This is a genomic window from Streptomyces lunalinharesii (assembly GCF_039532155.1).
GTDB lineage: Bacteria > Actinomycetota > Actinomycetes > Streptomycetales > Streptomycetaceae > Streptomyces > Streptomyces lunalinharesii.
Genome location: NZ_BAAARK010000046.1, coordinates 1 through 23,090 on the forward strand (window position 1 = coordinate 1; position 23,090 = coordinate 23,090).

Annotated in this window: 24 protein-coding genes and 1 pseudogene; 15 read left to right on the forward strand and 10 right to left on the reverse strand. The window is 73.2% G+C overall.

The window, feature by feature from the left end:
- The 5 genes and pseudogenes from ABD385_RS36060 to ABD385_RS36080 form a co-directional block, all read left to right on the forward strand.
- A pseudogene (locus ABD385_RS36060) lies at positions 1–229 on the forward strand (gas vesicle protein); the annotation flags it as partial.
- Complete coding sequence (locus ABD385_RS36065) at positions 226–1,029, forward strand: GvpL/GvpF family gas vesicle protein (protein ID WP_344583855.1); 804 nt, start codon at positions 226–228, stop codon at positions 1,027–1,029. The pseudogene ABD385_RS36060 and the gene ABD385_RS36065, both read left to right, overlap by 4 nt.
- Positions 1,026–1,292, forward strand: coding sequence for a gas vesicle protein (locus ABD385_RS36070; protein WP_344583856.1), 267 nt, complete (start codon positions 1,026–1,028; stop codon positions 1,290–1,292). The genes ABD385_RS36065 and ABD385_RS36070 overlap by 4 nt, the downstream gene beginning before the upstream one ends.
- A complete protein-coding gene (locus ABD385_RS36075) occupies positions 1,282–1,689 on the forward strand; it encodes a gas vesicle protein K (RefSeq protein WP_344583857.1) in 408 nt (135 codons plus the stop codon). Before ABD385_RS36070 ends, ABD385_RS36075 begins: the two co-directional genes overlap by 11 nt.
- 144 nt (positions 1,690–1,833) lie before the next feature.
- Positions 1,834–2,007 (forward strand): CsbD family protein, encoded by a 174-nt coding sequence (locus ABD385_RS36080; protein ID WP_344583858.1) that lies wholly within the window; start codon positions 1,834–1,836, stop codon positions 2,005–2,007.
- A gap of 122 nt (positions 2,008–2,129) precedes the next feature.
- Here ABD385_RS36080 and ABD385_RS36085 read toward each other — a convergent pair whose 3' ends face one another.
- The 4 genes from ABD385_RS36085 to ABD385_RS36100 all read right to left on the reverse strand — a co-directional run bounded on the left by ABD385_RS36085 (position 2,130) and on the right by ABD385_RS36100 (position 5,657).
- The gene (locus tag ABD385_RS36085; protein ID WP_344583859.1) at positions 2,130–3,293 is read right to left on the reverse strand and encodes a glycosyltransferase; all 1,164 of its coding nucleotides are present in this window, start codon (positions 3,291–3,293) and stop codon (positions 2,130–2,132) included.
- A 391-nt stretch (positions 3,294–3,684) separates the two neighbouring features.
- Positions 3,685–4,185: a DUF3291 domain-containing protein gene (locus ABD385_RS36090; protein ID WP_344583861.1), complete on the reverse strand. Its 501-nt coding sequence runs from the start codon at positions 4,183–4,185 to the stop codon at positions 3,685–3,687.
- 32 nt (positions 4,186–4,217) lie between these two features.
- On the reverse strand, positions 4,218–4,913 hold the full coding sequence (locus tag ABD385_RS36095) for a helix-turn-helix transcriptional regulator (RefSeq protein ID WP_344583863.1): 696 nt from the start codon (positions 4,911–4,913) through the stop codon (positions 4,218–4,220).
- Between the two features lie 144 nt (positions 4,914–5,057).
- The gene (locus ABD385_RS36100) at positions 5,058–5,657 is read right to left on the reverse strand and encodes a hypothetical protein (protein ID WP_344583865.1); all 600 of its coding nucleotides are present in this window, start codon (positions 5,655–5,657) and stop codon (positions 5,058–5,060) included.
- Between the two features lie 210 nt (positions 5,658–5,867).
- On the opposite strand from ABD385_RS36100, the gene ABD385_RS36105 reads away from it, so the two are divergent.
- From ABD385_RS36105 to ABD385_RS36120, 4 genes are all read left to right on the forward strand, one after another.
- Positions 5,868–6,752: an aminoglycoside phosphotransferase family protein gene (locus tag ABD385_RS36105; protein WP_425585559.1), complete on the forward strand. Its 885-nt coding sequence runs from the start codon at positions 5,868–5,870 to the stop codon at positions 6,750–6,752.
- Between the two features lie 141 nt (positions 6,753–6,893).
- A complete protein-coding gene (locus ABD385_RS36110) occupies positions 6,894–7,292 on the forward strand; it encodes a DoxX family protein (RefSeq protein ID WP_344583867.1) in 399 nt (132 codons plus the stop codon).
- A gap of 116 nt (positions 7,293–7,408) precedes the next feature.
- The gene (locus tag ABD385_RS36115; protein ID WP_344583869.1) at positions 7,409–8,248 is read left to right on the forward strand and encodes a COG4705 family protein; all 840 of its coding nucleotides are present in this window, start codon (positions 7,409–7,411) and stop codon (positions 8,246–8,248) included.
- Between the two features lie 152 nt (positions 8,249–8,400).
- Complete coding sequence (locus ABD385_RS36120) at positions 8,401–9,297, forward strand: COG4705 family protein (RefSeq protein ID WP_344583871.1); 897 nt, start codon at positions 8,401–8,403, stop codon at positions 9,295–9,297.
- Positions 9,298–9,370: 73 nt separating this feature from the next.
- Here ABD385_RS36120 and ABD385_RS36125 read toward each other — a convergent pair whose 3' ends face one another.
- Together ABD385_RS36125 and ABD385_RS36130 are read right to left on the reverse strand one after the other, a co-directional pair.
- Positions 9,371–10,747, reverse strand: a complete 1,377-nt coding sequence (locus ABD385_RS36125) for a sensor histidine kinase (protein WP_344583873.1) — start codon at positions 10,745–10,747, stop codon at positions 9,371–9,373.
- Positions 10,744–11,406 carry a response regulator transcription factor gene (locus ABD385_RS36130; protein ID WP_344583875.1) on the reverse strand — a complete coding sequence of 221 codons (663 nt, stop codon included), beginning with the start codon at positions 11,404–11,406 and terminating at the stop codon, positions 10,744–10,746. The genes ABD385_RS36125 and ABD385_RS36130 overlap by 4 nt, the downstream gene beginning before the upstream one ends.
- Positions 11,407–11,663: 257 nt before the next feature.
- Between ABD385_RS36130 and ABD385_RS36135 the strand changes: the two genes are divergently transcribed.
- From ABD385_RS36135 to ABD385_RS36155, 5 genes are all read left to right on the forward strand, one after another.
- Positions 11,664–12,092 (forward strand): BlaI/MecI/CopY family transcriptional regulator, encoded by a 429-nt coding sequence (locus ABD385_RS36135; protein ID WP_344583876.1) that lies wholly within the window; start codon positions 11,664–11,666, stop codon positions 12,090–12,092.
- 4 nt (positions 12,093–12,096) lie between these two features.
- Positions 12,097–13,110: a M56 family metallopeptidase gene (locus ABD385_RS36140; RefSeq protein WP_344583878.1), complete on the forward strand. Its 1,014-nt coding sequence runs from the start codon at positions 12,097–12,099 to the stop codon at positions 13,108–13,110.
- Positions 13,111–13,510: 400 nt separating this feature from the next.
- Positions 13,511–14,854: an MGDG synthase family glycosyltransferase gene (locus ABD385_RS36145; protein WP_344583879.1), complete on the forward strand. Its 1,344-nt coding sequence runs from the start codon at positions 13,511–13,513 to the stop codon at positions 14,852–14,854.
- On the forward strand, positions 14,851–15,597 hold the full coding sequence (locus ABD385_RS36150) for a polysaccharide deacetylase family protein (protein ID WP_344583880.1): 747 nt from the start codon (positions 14,851–14,853) through the stop codon (positions 15,595–15,597). The genes ABD385_RS36145 and ABD385_RS36150 overlap by 4 nt, the downstream gene beginning before the upstream one ends.
- Positions 15,598–15,892: 295 nt before the next feature.
- On the forward strand, positions 15,893–16,873 hold the full coding sequence (locus tag ABD385_RS36155) for a zinc-dependent alcohol dehydrogenase family protein (protein WP_344583881.1): 981 nt from the start codon (positions 15,893–15,895) through the stop codon (positions 16,871–16,873).
- Positions 16,874–16,915: 42 nt separating this feature from the next.
- On the opposite strand, the gene ABD385_RS36160 is transcribed toward ABD385_RS36155, so the two are convergent.
- From ABD385_RS36160 to ABD385_RS36170, 3 genes are all read right to left on the reverse strand, one after another.
- Positions 16,916–17,563, reverse strand: a complete 648-nt coding sequence (locus ABD385_RS36160; RefSeq protein ID WP_344583883.1) for a class I SAM-dependent methyltransferase — start codon at positions 17,561–17,563, stop codon at positions 16,916–16,918.
- An 85-nt stretch (positions 17,564–17,648) separates the two neighbouring features.
- Positions 17,649–18,770: an FAD-dependent oxidoreductase gene (locus tag ABD385_RS36165; protein ID WP_344583884.1), complete on the reverse strand. Its 1,122-nt coding sequence runs from the start codon at positions 18,768–18,770 to the stop codon at positions 17,649–17,651.
- Positions 18,771–18,878: 108 nt separating this feature from the next.
- Positions 18,879–19,772: an NADP-dependent oxidoreductase gene (locus ABD385_RS36170; protein ID WP_344583885.1), complete on the reverse strand. Its 894-nt coding sequence runs from the start codon at positions 19,770–19,772 to the stop codon at positions 18,879–18,881.
- Between the two features lie 70 nt (positions 19,773–19,842).
- Between ABD385_RS36170 and ABD385_RS36175 the strand changes: the two genes are divergently transcribed.
- Entirely contained in the window at positions 19,843–20,421 is a 579-nt protein-coding gene (locus tag ABD385_RS36175; RefSeq protein WP_344583887.1) for a TetR/AcrR family transcriptional regulator, read from the forward strand.
- A 30-nt stretch (positions 20,422–20,451) separates the two neighbouring features.
- Here the strand turns inward: ABD385_RS36175 and ABD385_RS36180 are convergent, their stop codons facing one another.
- Positions 20,452–23,067, reverse strand: coding sequence for a SpoIIE family protein phosphatase (locus ABD385_RS36180; RefSeq protein WP_344583889.1), 2,616 nt, complete (start codon positions 23,065–23,067; stop codon positions 20,452–20,454).
- Positions 23,068–23,090: the final 23 nt, after the last annotated feature.

Sequence of the window (23,090 nt, forward strand, 5' to 3'; positions counted from 1 at the left end):
CGTGGACAAGGCGAAGGAGATGGGCATCGACTGGTGGGAGCACGACCCCTCGCTCTCCTCGCACGCCGCGGACGGCCACCACTCGCTGGCCGAGGAGAACGCCCGCCTGCGCGCGGAGATCGAGGCGTTGCGCAGCGGGGAGGAACTGCCGGCCGCCGAACGGCAAGACGAACACGGCGGCAAGCGCAGGGAGTCCAGCCCCCGCAGCAGGAGTCGCGACGCGTCATGACCGACGTCAGCTACGTGTACGGCGTGGCCCGGGACCGCGACGGCTGCCTGGACGAGGTCGTCGCCGACGTGCCTGGGGTCGCGGACGCAGCAGTGCACCTGGTCCGCTCCGAGCGCCGCCCGGACGTCGCCGTCGCCGCGAGTGCGGTGCCGGCCGCCGACTTCAACGAGGCGGCGTTGCGCACGCACCTCGAAGACCTGGCCTGGCTGGAGTCGGTCGCGCGGGCCCACCACCGGGTCATCGAGGCGTTGGCCGCACGCACCACGGTGATGCCGCTCCGCCTGGCGACCGTCTACCTGGACGACGACCGGGTGCGGGCCGTGCTCGACGCGCGCCTGACCGCGTTCGACCGCCGCCTGGCGGACTTGGACGGCCTGGTGGAATGGGGCGTCAAGATCTACGTGGACGTCACCGAGGCGGAGGAGGCCCCGCCCGAACCGCCCGCGGGTTCCGGACGCGAGTACCTCAGACGCCGCAGAGCGGCGCGCCACGCCCATGAGGACGTGTACCGCGCCGTCGAGGACGTGGCGGCCCGGGTCGACTCCGCCGCCCGCGGCTACGCCGTCGAACGGGCCCGGCACCGAGCGCAACAAGGCCAACTGCTCACGGGCCCCGGCGAGAACGTGGTCAACGACGCCTACCTGGTACCGGCCGACCACGCGGAGCAATTCCGTTCCGAAGTCGAAGGATCCGCCCGAGGACTGCCAGGCATTCGGATCGACGTCACCGGCCCCTGGGCCCCCTACTCCTTCGCCGCACCCCCCGACAGCGAACCCACCCCGAGGAGCGCTGGGCCGTGACGGAGCCCGACGCCCCTCCGGCGGCACCCTCCGGCGCACTCCCGCAACGGCAGGTGGCCCTCATCGACCTCCTGGACCGCCTGCTCAGCGGCGGAGTGGTGCTCAGCGGTGACCTCGTGCTGTCCATCGCCGACATCGACCTGGTGCGGATCTCGTTGCGTGCACTGATCGTCTCGATCAGTGCAGAGCACCCGTCCCCCTGGGACGCGGCGCTCCGCCCGACGTCGGACGTCCACTACCCCCCTTCCGCCGATGACTCCTGAAGGCGACCGGCACCATGACCGCTTCGGCGAGGTCGCCGACGCGGCGACCCGCGCGTTCCGCCTGCTGCCGGCCACTCCGCACGAACTGGGGCGGCCGCGCAACGCCGGAGCCCGGCCCGTGCCGCAGCGGATCAGCACCGGACCCGACACGGTGGAGCGGGACCTGGTCAAGCTCGTCCTCACCCTCGTCGAACTCCTTCGGCAGCTCATGGAACGCCAGGCGCTCCAACGCGTCGACGCCGGAGACCTCACGGAAGAACAGGAGGAACGCCTGGGAACGACGCTGATGCTCCTCCACTCCCGCATGTCCGAACTCTGCGCCCAGTACGACCTGTCGCTCCAAGACTTGAACCTCGACCTCGGGCCCCTCGGAACGCTGCTTCCGCCCTCCGAATGAGCCCCTGAGTCGCTGAGCCCCTGCCTTCCTGTCCCTCTGGGCACAAGACCGGACAAGTGAGACAATTCACATATGCCTCCCGCGGGGTTCCGCGGGCGGACGGTCGACCCGCAACGGGTCGACCGGGCACGCGAGGAGTACGCCATGAGCATCAGCAAGAAGGCCAAGGGCGTTGCCAAGACCGCCGAGGGAAAGACCAAGGAGACGGCCGGAAAGATCACCGGAGACAAGGACCTCGAACTGAAGGGCAAGGCCGAAAAGACCCAGGGCAGGGCGCGCAAGACCGTGGAGAAGGGCAAGGACCTGCTCGAACCTTGACCTGCTCGTACCCTGACTTGCTCGGCTCGGCCCGGCTCGCGGAATTCCGAACGCGCGGGGGATCGGCGGATCACGAGGCGGCCGGAGCGGCGGCGGCACGGTCCGGCCACCCGCTCGGGGCTTCAGTCCTGAAGATCTGACAGGCCGTCCAGTTGTTCCACCAGGTCGAGTGCCGGGAGTTGGGACAACTCGGCGCGGGCGGCACGCATCGCGGCGCCGTACCGCGGAGCACCGAGCACGGCCGTGACGGCGTCGGCGATTTCGCCGCGGGTCGCCGTCAGGTCCAGGGCGCGCCCGAGGCCGTGGCGGGCGAACGCGGCGGCGTTGGCGGGCTGGTCGGCGAGAACGCCCATGGCCAGGACGGGCGTTGCGCCCTGCACCGCGTCGAGCAGGGACGCCCGGCCGCCGTGCGTGACGAACAGGTCGGCGTGGCGCAGGAGCGCGGGCTGCGCGACGTGCTCGACGACCTTGATGCGCGGGTCGGCGCTCCGCAGGTGAGCCGCGAGGTCGCCGGCGGACACGAGCACGTCGCAGTCGATCGCGGAGAGCGCGGCCATGATCTCCCGGTAGGCGCTGCCGACGACGGTACGGAGATCGGTCATGGCGGTGGTCAAGGTGCCGAGGCTCGCGTAGACGAGCGGACGGGAGGAGTCGGAGCGGTCCGGCGGCTGGGGCAAGGTGGTCCGGAACGCCGCCACGGTGCGTCGGACCGCCCGCGCCGAGGGTGGGGGAGCAGGGTAGAACCACGGGACCGGCGCGGGGGTGACCAGCGGCGGCAGCACGGGCGGGTCCTGGTCGTACTGCTTGTAGAGGGGGAGCAGCGCGGGTGCGACGTCGGTTTCCCAGAGGTCCAGGAGCACCGGTCCGAGGCCGTTGTCCGCCGCGAGCGCGGGCAGTCCCAGGATCGTGGCCGCGAGGTGGGCGCCGAGATCGCTGCACTCGGCAATCACCAGGTCCGGGCGTTCCCGCGTCCACGCGGCGAGCAGGTCGCGGGCCTTCGCCTCGGCCTGTTCCGGCCAGAGGTGACCGAAGGCGTACCGGTTGAAGGGTGAGTTCCCCGAGCCCTGCCAGATCTCGCTCGCCGTCTGCTGGACGAGGGGATCGCAGGTCCAGTTGGTTCCGGCGCGCTGGAACTCCACCCCGCGTCGCGGGGCTTCGCGGCGAAACATGGGGGGAGCGTGGAGCACGACGTGGTGCCCCTGCTCGACGGCCGGGCCGATGACGTAGTCCAACGCGGACACGTGCGAAGGTATCGGCTCGGCGGTGATCGCTATCCGTAAGGCCACGGACACTCCATGGTGCTCGTCGAGGTGGGACGCGGTGTTCTCGTCACGTCGCCACCCGTTGCGCTCGGCGGGACGGCGGTTGTCGCCCCGTTCGTCGTCCGTACCGCGAGGGGCCGCGCGGGCGCAGGCGTCTGCCTGCCGCAGTGCGCTGACGCGATGTGGTCGGACGGACCCGAGTTTGCCTGTGGACCCGTCCCAGGCGCCACGGGCGGCGGACGATTCGGGAAGGGCGAATGCGCATACCGTCCCTGAGCTGGAGCAACACCACCCGCCTGGAACGTGGGAACGGGACGCCGTGGTGCGGCAGTCCGATCCCGTACCGCTGGAACCCTGCCGTACCGCTGGAACCCTGCCGCACCGAGTTCCCCGCCGCGGGCGCTGGTTGGCGTCCCTACACGGCCGACGACGCGGCCCGGGCGTGTTCGGCGGCCTCGGCGGCGGTGTAGGAGGAGGCGAAGGTGAACGCGCGGTGGGTCGGCCCGTGCGCCCGCAGTTCCGCCAGCCGCTCCATGGCCTCGTCCACGGTCGGGAGGTGGCCGGCGGGGACCCACCAGAGCACCAGGTGCGCCTCGACGTGCCGTTCGAACCATTCGCGGCGCCGCTGCATCGCCTCCAGGTGCCCGCTGCGGTAGGTGAACTCCCACAGGGCCTCCTGGGTCTCCCACACCGACATGGTGACGATGACGTTCTCGCCCGCCGGGCGCAGGCCGGTGGCGTCGGCCGCGCCCTCCTCGACGAGCCGCCACACGAAGCCGGGCGCGTCGTCGGCGGAGGCGTTGACCGGGTCGAGCAGTTCCACGAACGGTGCGGTACGCGGGTCGTCGAGGGGGTGGCGGAGCGTGGCGACGTTGAGCTGGGCGAGGTGGACGGCGGCATGCGTGGATGCGGTCATGGCGTCATCCCAGCACGGTCCGGTTTTCTATGTCAATGAAGATTGTTTTTAGAACTCTCGATCACCACGCAACACTCTCCGGGCCGGGCGTCCATACGGGCCCGAACGGCACCATCCGTCCCGAACAGCCCCTCCAGCAGCGCGAGGTTCATGCCGCAGACCAGCGGCGGAAAACCTTCGGCGACGGCATGGAACGGGCAGTTGCGCATCCTGACGACGCGCCCGGCCGGCTCGGCGCCCTCGGTGCCGCCGCCAACTTCCGGGTCTTCCACGTGGGGTTCGTAACCACGGGCCGCCAGCATCTCCACGGCCTCTTCGAGACCGCCGCAGGGTGCCGCCGAGCCGCGCAGGGCCGCCCCCCGGCGACGCGCTGCCGCGCGCAGCCCGGCATCCAACCCGGCCTCCTCGGCCGCCTCGGCGAGCAGCTCGGCGGCGGTGCGGTAGTCGCGGGCGGGTAGCGACACCGACCGCTCGCCCCGCGCCCGCGTGTACACCTTGGCGGGGCGCCCCGCCCCCGGCCCCGAACGACCCGTCAGACGGCGGCTGCCGCTCTCCAACAGCCCGACCTCGGTCAGCTTGTCCAGGTGGTGCGCCGCGAGCGTGCGCGCCACCCCCGCCCCCTCGGCGGCCTCGTTGCGGCCGACCTCACGGCCCTGTGCCGCCACGTACTCGTACAAGCGGCGTCGCACCGGATCCTGCAACGCCGCGATCGCGTCGATGTTCTCCACCCGGCCATTCTAGGAACGCCCCGGCGGGGAGGGCGGAGAGCGCAGGGCACGCGAACGACCGCCCCATTGGCCGCCGGCGACGAGAGCCCTGCGGGCTCCACGACCCCGTCCGCATCTGGCGTCATCAGTCCCGGGCCTCCCTCGTCAGGTTCGGAACGCGAACTCGGCCCGCAGTCGGCCCTCGGCGCCCCGGCTCCGGTCGCTCCAGTAGAGGGCCTTGTACGCGGCGTCCCGCCGCAGATTCGCCGTGATCGACGTCGAGCCGTTCGCGCCGCAGTGGACGGTGCGGCAGGCCCAGTCCCACGTGACGCGCCGACCGTTGCCGTCCACGATCTCGATCCAGTCCCGGCCGTCGTGCGGATCCCGCCCCGTGGGCACTCGCCACGTGACGTCGACGCCGCCGAGGTACGACGGGTACGACGAACTCCGGGACTGCGCCGGCGACACCGCTTCGATGCCGAAGCCGGCGTCGAGCTTCCCCGGGCCCGGCCCTGGAGCCCCGGGGCCGTCGTTCCGGTGCGCCGGGGGCTGCCAGAGCCCGCGCGCCGATTCGGTCTTCGGGGCCGCCTGCACGGCGGCCCGCACCGCCCCGTCCGGTTCCTGAGGCGCCGCGGAAGCCGCCCCCAGTGCCACCACGGACGCACTCGCCAGCACCCCGGCGGTGACCGCGGCCCGCCAACGGGCCGCGTCCGCCCTGGCGCATAAGGAAGAGATCCGGCCCTTGCCTCGCGTGCGGAACGACATGCCCACTCCACTCAGCCGTCGATCGGTGATCACTGCATCGGCAACGCTAGGAAACGGAGGTGAACGTTCCTTCAACGATCGCTCAATGTTCAGCATTCATCCAGACTTGGTGGGCGTCGAGAGGGCGGGCCGGCCCGAAACGCGTTTGACGTTCCTCGGCGGTTGCAGATCGGATGACGTGTCATGAGCGCAGGGAACGTGCACACCGACATGCACCCCGACATGCATCCCATCGACGACGACCTCGTCCGGCGGCTGGTCGCCGGGCAGTTCCCGCAGTGGGCGGGGCTGGCCGTGGCGCGGCTTCCGTCCGGTGGCACGGTCAACGCGATGTACCGGCTGGGCGACGACCTGGTCGTACGGCTCCCGCTGGTGGAGGGCGGGGCCGACGACGTGGCGAGGGAACGCGCGTGGCTGCCGCGACTCGCGCCCCGCCTGCCCGCGCCCGTCCCGGAAGTCCTCGGAGCCGGGCGGGCGGCCGAGGGGTACCCGTGGCCGTGGTCGGTGTACCGGTGGCTCGCGGGCGAGCACCCCGAGGCGGGAGCGCTGAGCGCACCCGCCCTGCTGGCCGAGGACCTGGCCGCCTTCGTGGCGGCGATGCGGAGCATCACCCTGCCCGGCGCGCCACCGGCCCACCGCGGCGGGCCGGTTGCCCTGCTCGACGCAGCGACCCGGTCGGCGATCGAAGAACTGCGGCGGATTCCGCAGGAGGGCGTGGACTGCGATGCCGCCACCGCGGTGTGGGAGGACACGCTGCGGACCCCGGGCTGGGACGGCCCGCCGGTGTGGCTGCACGCCGACCTCATGCCGGGCAACGTCCTGGTGGACGGCGGCAGGCTGACCTCCGTCATCGACTTCGGATGCCTGGGAGCGGGGGATCCGGCCTGCGACCTGTTCCCCGCGTGGAACCTGCTGACCGCCGGTGCGAGGGAGGTCTTCCGCAAGGCGCTGGGCGTGGACGACGCGACCTGGATCCGCGGCCGGGGCCGGGCGCTTTCACAGGCGCTGATCGCGCTGCCGTACTACCGGACGACGAATCCGGCGATGGCGACCAACGCCCGGTACGTGATCCGGACGGTGCTCGACGGAGGCTGAGCCGGGGCGGGACCGCCGGGCGTTGACCCCGCCGATGCCGTCCGCCCGGGCGCCTACGGCCCGTGGTTGCCGGAGCCGTCACCTCGCCGTTGACATGGTCTTACTCGCGAGTAAGGTGACGGAATTCCTCAAGGAGGCGCCATGGCACTGTCAGCTCGATCCCCCCGGTACCTCGCCGGACTCCTGGCCGGGGCGGCGGCCGCCCACTACCTGGTCCCCAAGCAGTTCGATGGGACGATTCCCCGCGCCCTGCCCGGCTCTCCCCGAGCCTGGACCTACGCGAGCGGGGCCGTGGAACTGGCCCTGGCCGCCGGTGTGGCGCTGCCGCGCACGCGGCGCGTGGCGGCCCTGGCCGCGGCCGGGTTCTTCGTCGCGGTGTTCCCGGCCAACGTGCAGATGGCCGTCGACTGGCGCCGTCGCCCGGCACCCTTGAAGGCTGCTGCCCTGGCCCGGCTACCGCTACAGGCGCCCTTGGTGTTGTGGGCCTTGAACGTCGCGAAGCAGCAGGGCGGATCCCCGTCCGGCGGCGACGTTCGGTAGGGAAGGAGCGGAGGAGCGGACGGGGCCGCGGTGCCGTGACCAGCCGTCGTGCGCATCCGCCCGGGGCGCACGGCAGTCAGGATGCGTTCAGGTGGCCCGTGGCACGGTCGGGCCTCATGACATCCGAGACCTCACCCACCCCCGCGCCGAGCCTGCCGGGCGGCGCTGCCGAGCCGTTCGGCCGCCGGCTGCGGGGCAACAAGGTGCCCGAAGTCACCCTCTACTTCTGGATCATCAAGGTGCTGTGCACGACGGTCGGGGAGACCGCGGCCGACCTGCTCAACGCCCAGGCCGGCCTCGGGCTGACCGGTGTGTCGGCTCTCATGAGCGCCCTGCTCGCCGTCGTCCTGGTGTTGCAGTTCCGCACCCGCTCCTACCGCGCCGGCGTCTACTGGCTGGCCGTCGCCCTGATCAGCGTCGTCGGCACGCTGGTCAGCGACAACCTCACCGACAACCTGGGCGTCCCCTTGGCGGCCAGCACGACCGTCTTCGCCCTCGTCCTGGCGATCGTCTTCGCGGTCTGGTACCGGCGTGAGCGGACGCTGTCCATCCACCACATCGACACCACCGGGCGCGAGTCCTTCTACTGGCTCGCCGTGCTGTTCACCTTCGCCCTCGGCACGGCGGCCGGGGACCTGGTCTCGGAACGCCTGGCCCTCGGATACTGGCTCTCCGCGGTCCTGTTCGGCCTGGCGATCGCCGCGGTCGCCCTCGCCCACTTCATGCTTGGGCTGGACGCGGTGTGGAGCTTCTGGATCGCCTACATCCTGACCCGCCCGCTCGGCGCGTCCCTCGGCGACTACCTCTCCCAACCGACCGGCGACGGCGGTCTGGGCCTGGGCACCGTCGTCACCAGCGCCCTGTTCCTCGCCGTCATCCTCGCCCTGGTCGGGTATCTGACGGTGACGCGGAAGGACGTGACGCCACCTCAGCAGGTCGTGCGGAACGCGGGCTGAGGGGAGCGGGCGGCAGGCGTTCAGGATGCGTTCATGCCGCCCCTGCCAAGGTCGGATGCGGCGGTCGTCCCTCGGCGGTCGCCCGTCCCGCGGGGCGCTCGCCCGCACTTCGGAGCGTTCGCCCCGCCACGACCACACCAGGAGCCCCCACCTTGCCGCAGTCGCAAGTCCTCGCCGACCACGACGTCACGAGCACGCCGAAGACGGTGCTGAAGAAGCTGCCCGAAGTCACCCTGGCCTTCTGGGTCATGAAGATCGCCGCGACCACGCTGGGGGAGACCGCCGGAGACCTCTTCTCCCAGACCCTGAAACTGGGCTACTTCCTCACCACGATCGCGCTGTTCCTGATCTTCGTGGTGACGCTGGTCGTCCAGCTCCGCTCCCGCCGCTACAACCCGTTCTTCTACTGGACGGTGATCCTGTCGACGAGCACGGCCGGCACCACGCTGTCCGACTTCATGAACCGCGACGCCAGCGCCGCGTACCTCTCCAATGGCTCCACCTCGCTCGGTTGGGGACCGCAGGGGCTGGGCCTCGGCTATCCGATCGGCGCGGCGATCCTGGTCTCGGTGCTGCTGGCCGTCTTCGCGTACTGGAAGCTCAGCGGGATGACGTTCCGCATCCGGGACATCGTCACCTTCCGCGGCGAGGCGCTGTTCTGGTCGGCGATCCTCGTCTCCAACACCCTCGGCACCTCCATGGGCGACTTCCTGTCCGACAGCTCCGGCCTCGGCTACGGCGGCGGCGCCCTGCTCGTCACCGGGGCGCTCGCCGTACTCGTCGTCCTGATGAAGGCGCCCGCGGTGCCGAACGTCCTGCTGTTCTGGCTGGCCTTCGTCCTGACCCGCCCGCTCGGCGCGACCGCGGGCGACTTCCTGACCAAGCCGGTCGCCAAGGGTGGCCTGGACCTCGGCACCACCGGCTCGTCGCTGGTGCTGCTCGCCGTCCTGCTCGGCCTCATGGCCTTCCTGCAAGTCCAGGAGCGCGGGACCACCACCCGGGTCGCGCCCGCGCCGGTGCCGGAGCCGGTCCCTCCGCGAGCCGACTGAACCACCGCTCCACCGGCTGCGGAGGCGCGTCGGCCACGCCGCTCCCGACGGCCGGCGCGGAGCCGGCGACGGGTCACCCGGCGGGCAGGTCGGCCAGGAAGCGCGCCCCGGCCGGGTGGGTGGGGTCGTGGGACACCTCACCGCCGACGGCGCGGGCCAGCCGCCTGGCGAGCGGCAGTCCGAGGCCCGCGCCGTCGTGTCCGTCGTCCTCATCGGCCCGGCGGCCGGGCTGGAAGAGGTCGTCGACGAACGCCGCGGGCACGCCCGGACCGTCGTCCGTGACGTCGATGCGCACGCCGCCGGACCACGGCCGCACGGACACGGTCACCCTGGAGCGGGCGTAGCGGACCGCGTTGGCCAGCAGCGGGCTGACGATGCGGGCCAGCAGTGCGGGCGCCACGCCGGCCGCCAGCGCCGGATCCGCGGCCTCGACGGCGGCCGTCACCCGCCCCCGCCCGTCGACGTCGTCGACCAGCCGGTGCAGCACGGGGACGACCACTGCGATGCCCGGGGCGGGCGCGGCGCCCGGTGCGCCTTCGCGGGCGTCGTCGAGCAGCGTGTCGCAGATGGCGCGCATGGACTGGGCGGCCTCGGCGATGACGTCGTGGGTGGCACGGGTTTCGGCGGCGGAGCGGGGGCGGGACCGCCACCAGTCGAGTTCGGCGACGATCCGGGCGAGCGGGGTGCGCAGTTCGTGGGACAGCTCGCCGGTCAGCTGCTGCTCGTGGCGCAGGACGGCTCCTATGCGGTCCAGCAGGGCGTCCAACGACGTGCCCAGCAGCGCCAGTTCGGCCGGGTGGCCCTTGGTGCCGAAGCGTTCCTCGGAGCCGACGGCGCTCCACTGTGCGGCCTGGTCGGTCATGATGCGCACCGGACGCAGGGCCCGCCCCACCGCCAGGCGGGTCAGCGCGTAGGTGCACGCGAGCATGACGGCGTCGAGGACCAGGGAGCCCAGCAGCAGGGTGTCGGCCGAGTTGCGGTACGGGGCGAGGTCCAGGGCGGTGACGACCGTGGCGGCGCTGTGCGGACCGGACACGGGTCGGGAACACAGGCGGACGCGGCGCGGGTCCTCGGCCTCGATCGTCGTGCACCGCTCGCCCCCGCGCGCGGCGAGCCGCGCGGCGGCCCTGGTCAGGGTGCCGTCGGCGGTGGCCGTCGGCGGCTTCTCCAGCAGGCGCGTCCCGGTGTAGATCCACACGTTCGCGTCCAGGAGGCGGTCGTTGGCGGTCTCCACGATCCGCACTCCGCGGCCGCTGGTGTCGACGGTCGTGGCGACGGCGGCCGAGCGGCTGCCCAGTTCGTTGTCCGCCTGGTGCCGCAGGTGCCGGTTCACCGCGGTGTTGAACACCACCGTCAGCACGGCCATCAGGAGCGCGGCGGTGGTCAGCGCCACGAGCGAGAGCCGGCCGCGCAAGGTGCGGGGGGTCGGGCGACGCACGAGTCCGGTCATGACAGCCGGTTGCCGATGCCGCGCACCGTGTGCAGGGTCAGTTCGCTGCGGGCCTCGCGCAGTTTGCGGCGCAGCCGACTCACGTACTGGTCCACCGTGTTGTCGCTGACCTGGGCTCCGTCCGGCCAGGCGGCCCGGACCAGGTCGCGCCGGCGGACGAGGTCGCCGCCGGCGGCCACCAGGGTCGCCAGCAGCCGGAACTCCGTGGGGGACAGCTCGACGTCGGCGGCACCGACCCGGGCCGTGTGCCGGGTCGCGTCGAGCACCAGGTCCCCGGCCCTGGCCACGGCGTTCGGTGCGGCGCGTCTGAGCACGGCCCGCAACCGGGCGGCGAGTTCGGCGAGATGGAACGGCTTGGACAGGTAGTCGTCGCCTCCGGCGGAGAACCCGGACAGCCGGTCGGTCAGGTGGTGGCGGGCCGTCAGGAAGACGATCGGGGCGACGAATCCGTTGGCGCGCATCGCCTGGCACACGTCGCGGCCGTCCGCGTCGGGCAGTCCGACGTCCAGGACGACCGCGTCGACGTCGTGGGCGATCAGCCGCAGGGCCATGGCCCCGTCGGCGGCGAGCACGGGCGCGAAGCCCTCGTCGTCGAGGCCGCGGCGGAGCACGTCGCGCAGTGCGTGATCGTCCTCGACGACCAGGATCTTGTGGTGCATGGACCTCCGTCCGGTCCTCGGCCCGCGCGGGCCGTGCGGGAGGGGGATTCCGCGGGCGGCATCCGGTCCGACGCCCGCGGGCGTACACCGAGCCGCCTGGTGGCGCACGGCCGCCGACCGGCGCCCGCCATTCGACTACAGCCGTGTAGACGCTTCACGGCACTGTAGACGACGGAGCGGGCGTACGGGTTCCCCTTGGCGGACCGGCCGAAGGGCGCCGAGTAGCCTGTGCGGACGGATGGCGAAGGAAGGCAGCAGTGGTGAACCCAGGCGACGAGGAGGCCCGCCAGGCATCCGGCAGGCGGGCGCGCGGTGAACTGGAGAGCGACGTGCTCGCCACGCTGTGGGCCGCGTCCGGCCCGCTGACCGCGCGGGAGACCCAGCAACGACTGCCGGGCGAGCTCGCCTACACGACCGTCATGACCATCCTCTCCCGACTGCACGACAAGGGAACCGTCGTCCGGCACCGCGAGGGCCGCGGGTACGCCTACGAGCCGGCCCGGGACGAGGCGTCGCACACCGCCCAGCGCATGCATTCGCTGTTGGCGGGCGGCTCCGACCGGGAGGCGGTGCTGGCCCGTTTCGTCTCGGAACTGTCCACGCAGGACGAGCACCTGCTGCAACAGCTGCTGTCCGGACACGGCGAACCACCAGCCGAGAGCGGGCGCTCCCCCCGGAAGCGGTGACCCGGTGCTGGTCAGCGTCTACGTCCCGTTCCTCGTCGCCGTCGCACTCGCCGCGTTGGCGCCCCCGATCGCGCGTCGCCTGCCCCCGCGCCCCGCTGCCTGGGCGCTGGTGTGCATCGCGTTCGTCACGGCGGTCGGCTGGGCCGGCTCGCTGGCGCTGCTGGCCTCCACCGGCATGGCGCAGATCCCGGAGATCGCGGCGGAGGGCCACTGGTCCGTCGCCGTCCTGCGCGCCGAGGACCCGGTGTACCTCGTCGTCGCCGTCGCAAGCGCCCTGGCGTTGGCGGCCGGCGCCGTCGCGTCGGGCGTGGCGGCCGTCCGTCTGTTCCGCCGACTGGTGCGGGCGCGCCGGGAGTGCGCCGACCTGCCGGGGGAGACGGAGCTGGCGGTCGTCGACGACGAGGTCCCGCTGGCCTTCGCGCTGCCGGGGGCGCCGGGCCGGATCGTGGTGTCCCGGGGGATGCTGCGCTGCCTGGACGACGACGAGCGCGCGGCCCTGCTCGCACACGAGCGGGCGCACCTGCGCGGCCGCCACCACGTCTTCCAGGGGCTGTGGGGGCTCGCCGCGGCGCTGAATCCGCTGTTGCGGCCGCTGGCCGCCACTGGTGGCTTCCTCTTGGAGCGTTGGGCCGACGAGGAGGCCGCGGCACGCGTCGGCGACCGCAGGGTCGTCGCGCAGGCCGTCGGGCGCGCCGCACTCGCCGCCGCCGGCGCCTCCCGCCCCCCGGCGCTGGCCGCCACCGGCGGGGCGGTGCCCCAGCGGGTGCGGGCCCTGCTGTCCCCGCCTCCCGCCCGCCGGCGGCTGCCGTTCGTGGTGGGCGGTCTCCTGCTCACCCTCTGCTGCGCGAGCCTGGCCCAAGCTGCCTCCGACAACGACCGGATACTGGACCACGCGCAGTGGAGGCGGTGTGCGGCGCACCTCCACAGCGTGCGCGAGTGGCCGGCCGACCGCGGCCTTCACGCGGCGGCCCGTTGCGTGGACCGCGCCCGAGGGGTGGACGGAAGCCGCCGCTCGTAGGTGGCGCGGAACCTCCCTGCCTCCGCCTGCCCGGACCCGTGCGGCACGCCTCTCCCGTCGCGTCAGGGCGGAGGGCGTGCCGTTCCCGCTCCGGGGAGCGTACGGGCCCCGGCCCCGGCCCCGGTCCCGTCGTCGCCCGATCCTGCGAGCGCATCGGCCCGTCCCTCGTGCCGGAACGGCGTCGACGTCTGCCCCGGCCCTTGCGGGGCGCCGCGCCCGGCTTCTCCGGACGGGGCCCGTTCCCCACTCTCTACAACATGTAGTAGCTTCGGCCTCGGCGCCGTCGCGATGCAGTCATGAACCTGATCCGCGTCGAAGCGCGGCCTCGGCCTGCCGTGGTGCCGCCTGCCCGGCGTGTGCCCGGCCCGTGCCCCGTAGTCCGTCAGGAGGCTGATCGACCGTGCCCCAGCATCGCGAACACCCACCGGGTTCGCCTCCCGCGCTGCCCGTTGCCCAACGACGGGGTGCGGGTCGCCAGCGCATCGTCGTCCTCTCCGCGAGCGTCGGCGCCGGACACGACGGGGCCGCCGACGGACTGGCCGCCCGGCTCGCCGGGCACGGCTTCCAGGTGGACCGGTACGACTTCCTCGACCTCCTGCCGGCCCGTGCGGGCAAGCTGCTGTGCGGCGCCTACCACCGTCTCCTGACGCGTGCGCCGGAGAGCTACCAACGCCTCTACCAGGCCACGGAGCGCGCCGCACGCCCCGGTGCCGTCTGGCGGGCGCTGTTGCGCAGTGCCGAACGGCGCACCCTCGCGGCACTTCCGCCGGACACGACCGCAGTCATCTCGACCTACCCGGGGGCCAGTCAGGTCCTCGGCGCGCTACGGCAGCGCGGGCTGCTGACGGTGCCGGTCTTCACCTACCTGACCGACTTCTCCGTCCATGCCCTGTGGATCGCCCCCGGCGTCGACGCGCACCTGGCCGTGCACCCCGTACCCGCGGCCCAGGCACACGCCCAAGGCGCGGCCGCCGTCACGGTCGTCGGACCCGTCACCGACCCCCGTTTCAGCCCTGCCACCGCGGGTCAACGCGCCGCCGCCCGGGCCCGGTTCGGCCTGCCCGACCAGGCACCGCTGGCCTTGCTGGTCGCCGGATCGTGGGGGGTCGGACCGGTGCGGCAGGCCGCCGCCGAGATACAGGCGACGGGCGTCGCCCAGCCGGTGGTGGTGTGCGGACGCAATCGAGCCCTCGCCGAGCGCGTGCGACAGGACGGCGTCGCGCACGTCTTCGGATGGGTGGACGACATGCCCGGCCTGATGCACGCCTGTGACGTGCTGGTCCAGAACGCCGGTGGGCTGACCTCACTGGAGGCGTTCGCCGCCGGGCTGCCGGTGGCCAGCTACCGGTGCATCCCCGGTCACGGCCGCACCAACGCCCAGGCACTGGAAGAGGGCGGGCTGGCGGCCTGGATCCGCACACCCGACGAGCTGCGCCCCGTGCTCGGCGAGCTGTTGCACGGACCACGCGGCCAGGCACAGCGCGCGGCCGGGATCGCCCTGCACCGAGCCGCCTGCGGTCCGGTGCCCGCCATCACCGCCCGCACGGGGCGCCGCGCGGCACCGCCCGCCCCCGCCCCCGCGCCCGCTGCCCGCCCCGCCGGCCGGCGACGGCTCGTCCTGGCCGCCGCCACCACGGCGGTCACCGTCTCGCTGGGCGTGGCCGCCCCGCTGACCTATGCGTACACCAAGTCCCCTGCCCGCTTCACCACCGTCGCGCACTACTTGGACGGAGACGACCGATGACTCCGGTCCGCACCGCACTGCTCGCCTCGGCCGCGGTCCTGCCGGGACTCGCCGCCCTGCACGCCGCACCGGCGATCTCCACGTTCGGACCGTTGCGCAACACGGTCATGCCCCGCCTGGCCGGGCAGGGGCGACCCGACCACATCGCGCTCACCTTCGACGACGGCCCCGACCACCTCTCCACCCCGCACTTCCTCCGCGTCCTCGAGGCGCAGGAGGTCCGCGCCACCTTCTTCCTGCTCGGCTCCATGCTGCACCGCTCCCGCGGGCTGGCGAAGGAGATGGCCGCCGCCGGTCACGAACTCGCCGTGCACGGATGGCAGCACCGTCCTCTGGCGTTCCGCGGCCCCCAGGCCACCTGGAGCGACCTCGCGCGCGCCCGCGATGCCGTCGCCGACGTCACCGGCCGGGCGCCCACGTTCTTCAGGCCCCCTTACGGGGTGATGACCACGGCCAGTCACCTCGCCTGCCGCCGGCTCGGGCTGAATCCGGTGCTGTGGACCAACTGGGGAGCGGACTGGCGCAAACGGGCCACTCCGCGCTCCGTCCAGGACACCGTCCTGCACAACCTGCACGGCGGCGGCACCATCCTGCTGCACGACTCCGACTGCACCTCCGCCACGGGCTCCTGGCGCGTCACCCTGCGAGCGCTGCCGTACCTGCTCGACGCCTGCCGGGAACGCGGCTGGCAGGTCGGCCCGCTCCGCGAACACGGCGTCGCCCCCGTCCGCCCCCGCACTTGATGTCCCAAGCCACCAGCGGGAGTTGAGCACGGGGTGGAGAACGGCGGCGTGGTGTTCGAAGCCAACGTGCACCCGGTGCTCGGTTCGGCGCACCCCGCGGAGTCGGTGGCGGTCCGGTACGGGCAGGCGCACCTGGCCCTGCTGTGATCGGGGAAACGCGCCCCGGGGGCGGGCGGCCGCGGGGCGCGCGTGGCACCGGACCGGCCGGGCTCGGGACGGGTCCCCGTCGCGGGAGCGCCCCGCACCGCTCGTAGGATGGATCGCGCCGACGCGTGCACGGGTAGGGAGGCTGTTGGTGCTGGCTGCCGTTGCCGACTCGCCCGGCCGACTGGCCGACGTCCTGACGCTCCGCGACGTCGACGGGCCGGCCGATCCCGGCGCGGGAGAGGTCGTGGTGCGCATGCTCGCGACGACCGTCAACCCGTCCGACGAGGTCAGCGTTTCGGGCGCGTACGGGTCACGGACGTCGTTCCCGATGGTCCCCGGGTTCGAGGGCGTCGGTGTGATCGTCGCGGTCGGGCCGGGAGTGCCTGGCAGTGCGCTGGGGCGGCGGGTGCTGCCGCTCGGCTCGGCGGGGAACTGGCAGCAGTACAAGCGGCTCGGCCACTCCTGGTGCGTTCCGGTGCCGGACGACGTGCCCGACGAGGTCGCCTGCTTCGCCTACATCAACCCCCTGACGGCCAGGCTGATGGTCGACCGGTTCTGCGGGCCGGGCGTGCGCACCGTCGTGGTCACGGCGGCCACGTCGGCCATCGGCCGGCACCTCGCGGAACTCCTGGCCGACCGCGGGGTCACCCCGGTGGGGGTCGTGCGGGGCACGCCGGGGCGGGGCGTGGCGGATCCGTCCCGATGGCGGGCCGTGGTCGCGACGAACGAGCCCGGCTGGCGCGAGCGGCTGCGGGCGGCGGTCGGGCCGCGGGGCGCCGACGTCACCTTCGACTGCGTCGGTGGGGGCGTGGGCGGCGACGTGTTCGCGCTGACGGCGGGCGACGGCGCGTTCGTCCACTACGGCCTGCTGTCGGGGACGCCGCTCCCGGCGGACTGCTTCACCGGTGGCGGCGGGGCCCGCGTGGAGCTGTTCCGCCTGCGCGACACCGTCCAGAAGGACGACGGGCGGCACCTGCCCGAACTGTTCGCGCCGGTCTTCGCCGACCTGCGCCGCGGTCGCCTGCACACGGCCGTCGGCACGCGCATCGGACTCGGCGAACTCGCCGAGCACGTCAAGGGGCCGGCGGCCGGCCGCGCCGGGAAGGTCCTCGTCGACCCGCAGCGGTGACGGCCGCACGGGCACCGGCCCGTGCGGCCGAACGGCCCCTTCCTACGCCTTGCGGGCGAGCAGGTGAACCTCCTGGAACTGCCGGCGGTCGGTGGGCTGGGGCTCGCGGACCATCCGGGCCACCTCGGCGAGCCCGGACGCGCGCAGCAGTGCGGCGAGGTGGCCCGGCGCCCACCGGTAGGCCGGCGCGACGGCGTGATCGAACTCCTGCGTCGGGTGGGACGCGCCGTCGGTGGCCGAAAAGCCGATCAGGAGGTGGCCGCCGGGCGCCAGTACGCGGCCGAACTCCGCCACGACGGCGGGGAGTTCCGGCGGCGGAGTGTGGATGACGGACCACCGCGCGAGGACGCCGGCCAGCCCGCCGTCGGCGACGTCCACCGCGGTCATCGAGCCCACGTCGAACGGCAGGCCCGGATGGGCCTCACGAGCCAGTTCGATCATGCTGGGCGAGGCGTCCATGCCGAAGACCGTCAGTCCCAACTCCCGCAAATGGGCGGTGACATGGCCGGGTCCGCACCCCAGGTCCGCGACCTGGCCCCCGCCGCCCGCGCGGACGACCTCGGCGAAGGCACCCAGCATCGCGCGGTCCAGGGGCCGGTCCCGCAACTCGTCACGGAACAGCTGTGCATAGGTGGCGGCAGCGGCGTCGTAGGCATCGCGGGTGGCGCTCAGGGCATCGTGTTCGACCATGCCCGTGACGATAGTTCCCGACGCCCAGGCGAGCCGCGAGAAGCACGCTCCCCGCGCACACCCGCCCGCCCACTCGACGCATGGCTCATCCGGCCCGCTCCTCATGGGTGAAGAAGTCGATCAGTTCCTGGGGCGTGGGTTGGTGGGGGGCTCGGGCGCCGGCCGCGGCGCTGCGGGGGAAGAGTGCCTGTTCGTACGCGGTGAGGGCGGCCTCGATGTCGTCGGGGTGCGTGGCGAGGGCCTGGCCGAGTTCGGCGCCGTCCTGCATGGCCAGGTTGGCGCCTTCGCCGTCCGGCGGCGAGAGGTGGGCCGCGTCGCCCAGCAGGGTCACGCCGGGCACCCGGTCCCAGCGGTGCCCGATCGGCAGGGAGTGGAGGGGGCGCAGGACCGGCGCGGCGCCGCCCGCGGTGATCAGGGCGGTGAGTTCCGGTGCCCAGCCGGCGTACTCCGCCGCGATCCGGGCGGCGGCCGCGCCGGCATCGGCGAAGTCGACGGTGGCGAACCAGTCCTGCGGCTTGGCGACGCTGACGTGGGCGTGCAGCGTCCCGTCCTGTTCCCGGTGCACCACGAGCCACTTCCCCGGCCCGTCCGGGTCGAGGGCGACGAGCGTCCCATCGCCGACCGCCTTCGCGGTGGCCGGGTGCCGGACGTCCGCGTCGGGCAGCCGGGTCTCGACGAACGACCGGCCGACGTAGGCGGGGGAGGCGTCGGAGAGCAGCGGCCGGACTCGTGACCACGCGCCGTCCGCGCCCACCAGCAGGTCCGTGACCACAGTGCTGCCGTTGGCGAAGAGCACCTCGTGGCGGCCCTCGATGCGGGCGCGGACGCCGGTGACCTTGTGGTCCCATCTGACGGTGCCGGCGGGGAGCGCGTCGAGCAGTAGCTGTCGCAGCTCGCCGCGCTGCACCTCGGGGCTGGTGCCCGTGCCGTCGTCGGCCTTGTCGTACAGGACGGTCCCGTTCCGGTCGACGAGCCGTATCGCTTGGCGGCCTGCCAGGACGATGCTGCGGAACTCCGCCGTCAACCCGGCTGCCCTGAGGGCGAGTTGACCGCTGCGTTCGTGGATGTCGAGCATCCCGCCCTGCGGACGCGCCGTCGCGGAGGGATCCGCCTCGTAGACCGTGACCGGGATGCCGTGGACGCGCAGGACGCGGGCCAGCACGAGGCCGCCGAGGCCGGCACCGATGATCGTGACAGGGGTGTGCATGGGTCTCCCTTGGGTTCGCCTTGGGTTCGCGCACCTGCCGGGTGGGCCCGGCAGGTGCCTTGCGAAACTGCGGTGCGCGCCGGACCGTTCGCCGGCGCGCGAGGCGACTCAGACGACGATGATCCGGCGCCCGCGCGTGTGGCCGGCCTGACTGTCGCGGTGCGCCGACGCGGCCTCGGCGAGCGGGTACGTCGCGTCGACCGGGAGGTGGAGCCTTCCCCGCGAGACGAGGTCGACGGCCGTGGCGAGGGCGTCCGGCACGCTGCCGGCCACGCCGGAGAAGCGGACGCCGAACTCCGGTGCGCCGAGGTCGGCGATGGAGACGACCCGGTCCGGATCGCCGGTCAGTTGGACGAGTTCGCGGAGGACGCCCGAGCCGGCCAGGTCGAGGGCCGCGTCGACGTGGCCGAGCCGGCGCACCCGCTCCACCCAGCCCTCGCCGTAGGTGGTGGCGCGGGCGCCCAGGCCGCGCAGGTAGTCCTGGTTCGCGCCGCCGGCCGTGCCGATCGTGGTGATGCCGCGGTCGCGGGCGATCTGTAGCACCGTCGAACCGACGCCGCCGGACGCGCCGCTGACCAGCAGTGTCTGCCCGGGCTGCACGCCGACCTCGCGGATGATGCGCAGCGCGGTCTCCACCACGGAGGGGTACCCGGCCGCCTCCTCGAACGGCAGCCCCTCGGGCATGCGGGCCCAGGCGGACAGCACGGCGAACTCGGCGTAGGTGGCGGCGCCCTCGCCGAACACCTGGTCGCCGACCTCGACGTCTTCGACGCCCGCACCGACCTCGTCCACCACCCCGGACGCGTCCTGCCCGACCCCGGCGGGCAACGTGATCGGACGGACCGTCAGTTTCTGACCTTCGCGCAGGCGCCAGTCGATGGCGTTCACGCCCGCCGCCCGTACGGCGATGCGCACCTGTCCGGGGCCCGCATGGGGTTCTTCGGCGTCCACGAGTTGCAGGACGTCCGGACCGCCGAACTCGGCGTAGCTCACTCTCTTCATGTCGGCGACTATAGTGCTAACGGTTAGCGTTTCAAAACGGTTATTGCTTTGTATTTGGTAGCGTGAGGGCATGACCGTGCCGCCCGGACGCCGCGAACGCAAGAAGGCCGCGACCCGCCAGAAGATCGCCGACACCGCCCTGCGGCTCTTCCTGGAACGCGGGTACGACGCGGTGGGCATCCGCGAGGTGGCCGCCGAGGCCGACGTCGCCGTGACCACGCTCTTCTCCCACTTCGCCGCCAAGGAGGCCCTGGTCTTCGAGCAGGACACCGACTTCGAGCAACGCCTCACCGAGGCAGTCACCGCCCGCACACCGCACGAGCCGCTCCTGCCTCCACTGCGCCGCGAGATCCAGGCCCTGGTGCGGCACTGCACGGCGGACGGCGCCGCCCCGATCTGGCGCATGATCGAGGCGTCACCCGCCCTGCGGGAGTACGAGGAGTTGATGCGGCTGCGCCATGCCGAGTCGCTGGCCACGGCCATCGCCGCCGACCCCGACTCGTCGCTGACCCCGACGGCCAGCCGGACCATCGCGAGGTTCGTGATCGACGCCTATTCGCTGGCCCGTGAGGCGCCCGACCCGGACACTGCGGTGGACGAGATCTTCCGGATGATCGAGGCGGCCTGGGACGTCGCCCGCACTTCCTGACGCACGCGCAGGACCGTGGATCGGTCACGCCTACGGGGTGAGGGTGTGTTCGGTCCAGATGGTCTTGCCGTGGGCGGTGTAGCGGGTGCCCCAGTGCGCGGCGAGTTGGGCGACGAGGAAGAGGCCGCGGCCCCCCTCGTCGCTCGCGGCGGCGCGGCGCACGTGCGGTGCGGTGCTGCTGGCGTCGGAAACCTCGCAGGTCAGGTCGCGGTCGTAGAGCAGACGCACGGTGATGGGCGGGGCGCCGTAGCGGATGGCGTTGGTGATCAGTTCGCTGAGGATCAGCTCGGCGGTGAACGCGGCGTCCCCGAGGTCCCACTGCGTCATCCAGCGCACGCAGGCGGCCCGGACGGGCGCCACGGCGGCAGGGTCGGGGGCGACGTCCCAGTGCGCGATGCGGTCGGGCGCCAGGCACCTCGTGGTGGCCACCATCAGTGCGACGTCGTCCTGCGGATGCTCGGGCAGCAGCGCCGCGCAGACGTCGGTGCAGGTCTGCTCGCTGGTGCGGCCCGGACGGGCCAGCGCGTGCCGCAGCCGTTCCAGACCGTCGTCGACGTCGAGGTCGCGGCGCTCCACCAGGCCGTCGGTGTAGAGGACCAGTTTGCTGCCCGGTTGCAGCGTGCGGGTGTGGGTTTCGAAGGGGGCGGTGCCCCATCCCAGGGGGAGGTTGGCCGGTACGTCGAGGACCTCCACGGTGCCGTCGGGGTGGACCAGGACGGGCGGCACGTGCCCGGCCCGGGCCACTTCGCAGGCGCCCGTGGTGGAGTCGTAGACGGCGTACAGCAGCGTGGCGCCGGTGACGGGTTCCGCCTCGGCGCCCGGGGCGGGGTCCTGGTCGATGCGGACGACGAGTTCGTCCACGTGCGCCAGCAGTTCCTCGGGTGACTGGTCCAGGGCGCTGAAGTTGTGGATCGCGGTGCGCAGGCGGCCCATGGTGGCCGTGGCGTGCAGGCCGTGTCCGACGACGTCGCCGACGACGAGGGCGACGCGCGCGCCGGGCAGCGGGATGACGTCGAACCAGTCACCGCCCACCCCTGCCTGCGCGGGCAGGTACCGGTAGGCGGCCTCGACGGCGTTCTGCGGCGGCAGCCGGCCGGGCAACAGGCTGCGCTGCAGCGCCACGGCCAGGGCGTGCTCGCGCGTGTAGCGGCGGGCGTTGTCGACGCACACCGCGGCCCGGGCGACCAGTTCCTCGGCCGGGTCCACGTCCTCGCCGCTGAACGGCTGCGGTCCGCGCCGCCAGAAGTTCGCCGTTCCCAACACCGTGCCGCGCGCCCGCAGCGGAACGGAGATCATGGAGTGGAACCCGGCCCGCAGGGTGCGCTCCGCAAACGCGGGGACACCGTGCCGCCAGTCCGTCGAGGCGGCCAGGTCCGGCACGAGGATCGCCCGGTGGTACGCCAACCCGCGTCCCTGCGGAGTCGCCGGATCCACGGTCACCGCACCCCCGACCTCGTGCAGGGCTTCGCCCGAGGCGACCCCGGCGACGGCCACGCGGCGCATCGTCGTCGGGGTGCCGGGGGGCGGCTCCTCGCCGCTGACGACGGCGTCGAGCAGGTCCACGGTCACCACGTCGGCGAACCGGCCGACCGCCACCTGGGCCAGTTCCTCGGCCGTGCGCACCACGTCCAGCGTCGTACCGACGCGCACTGCGGCGTCGTAGATCAACTCCAGCCGCTGCGCCGCCGTCGCGGCCCGGCCGGCGAGGGCCTGCAACTCCGTGGTGTCGCGCAACGTCGTCACCGTGCCGGCGGGGCCGTCGTAGCGGCCGGTGGGGCGATGGTTGACCGCCACGAGACGGTCACCGGCCATGTGCACCTCGTCGGTGGCCACCCGATCCGAGGACAGCAGTTCTCTGGTGGACTGCGGGAGGCACAGTTCGTCGAGGTGCCGGCCCTCGACGTCGTCGGGCAGCGCCAACAGGCGCCGCGCCTCGTCGTTGGCCAGCGTCAGCCGCCGCTCGCCGTCGAAGACGAGCACGCCCTCGCGCACGGAATGCAGGACCGCGTCGTGGTGCTCGTACATCCGGGTCACCTCGCGCGGACCCAAACCGCGCGTCTGCAGGCTCAACCGTCTGCTCACCCACACCCCGCCCACCGTCGCCAGGGCCAGCGCGCCGACGGCCCCCGCCGCCACGATCGGCAGGACGCGGTCCAGAGCGGCCGAGAGCGTCGTGACCTGCACCCCGGTGGTGACGATTCCCACCACCTTCCCGGACCGGTCCTGCACGGGCACCACCGCTCGCACCGCGTCCGAGGGCGCTCCCCGGAAGCGTTCGGTGTACGACTGGCCGGCCAGTGCGCGACGGAAGTCGCCGGCGGCCCGCTTGCCGATCAGGCTCGGCATGGGGTCGGTGTAGCGGATCCCGTCCGTACCGAGCACGGTGACGAAGTCGACGCCGCAGGCCGGTCCGATGCGCTGGGTCACCGGCTGTAGGACGGCGGTCGGGTCGGCCGACCGCAGTGCCGCCACCGTGTCGGCGGAGTCCGCGACGCCCACGGCGCACGCGAGTGACCTGCCGCGCGCGGCCTCCACCCCCGCGCTGCGCGTCTGCCACACCAGCACCACCGTGGCAGACACCACCAGCAGCACGACGATCAACCATTGCAGGAGGAACACCTGGCCGGCGACGCTGCGCGCGCTCACCGGCCGCCAGCGCGAACGCGGCT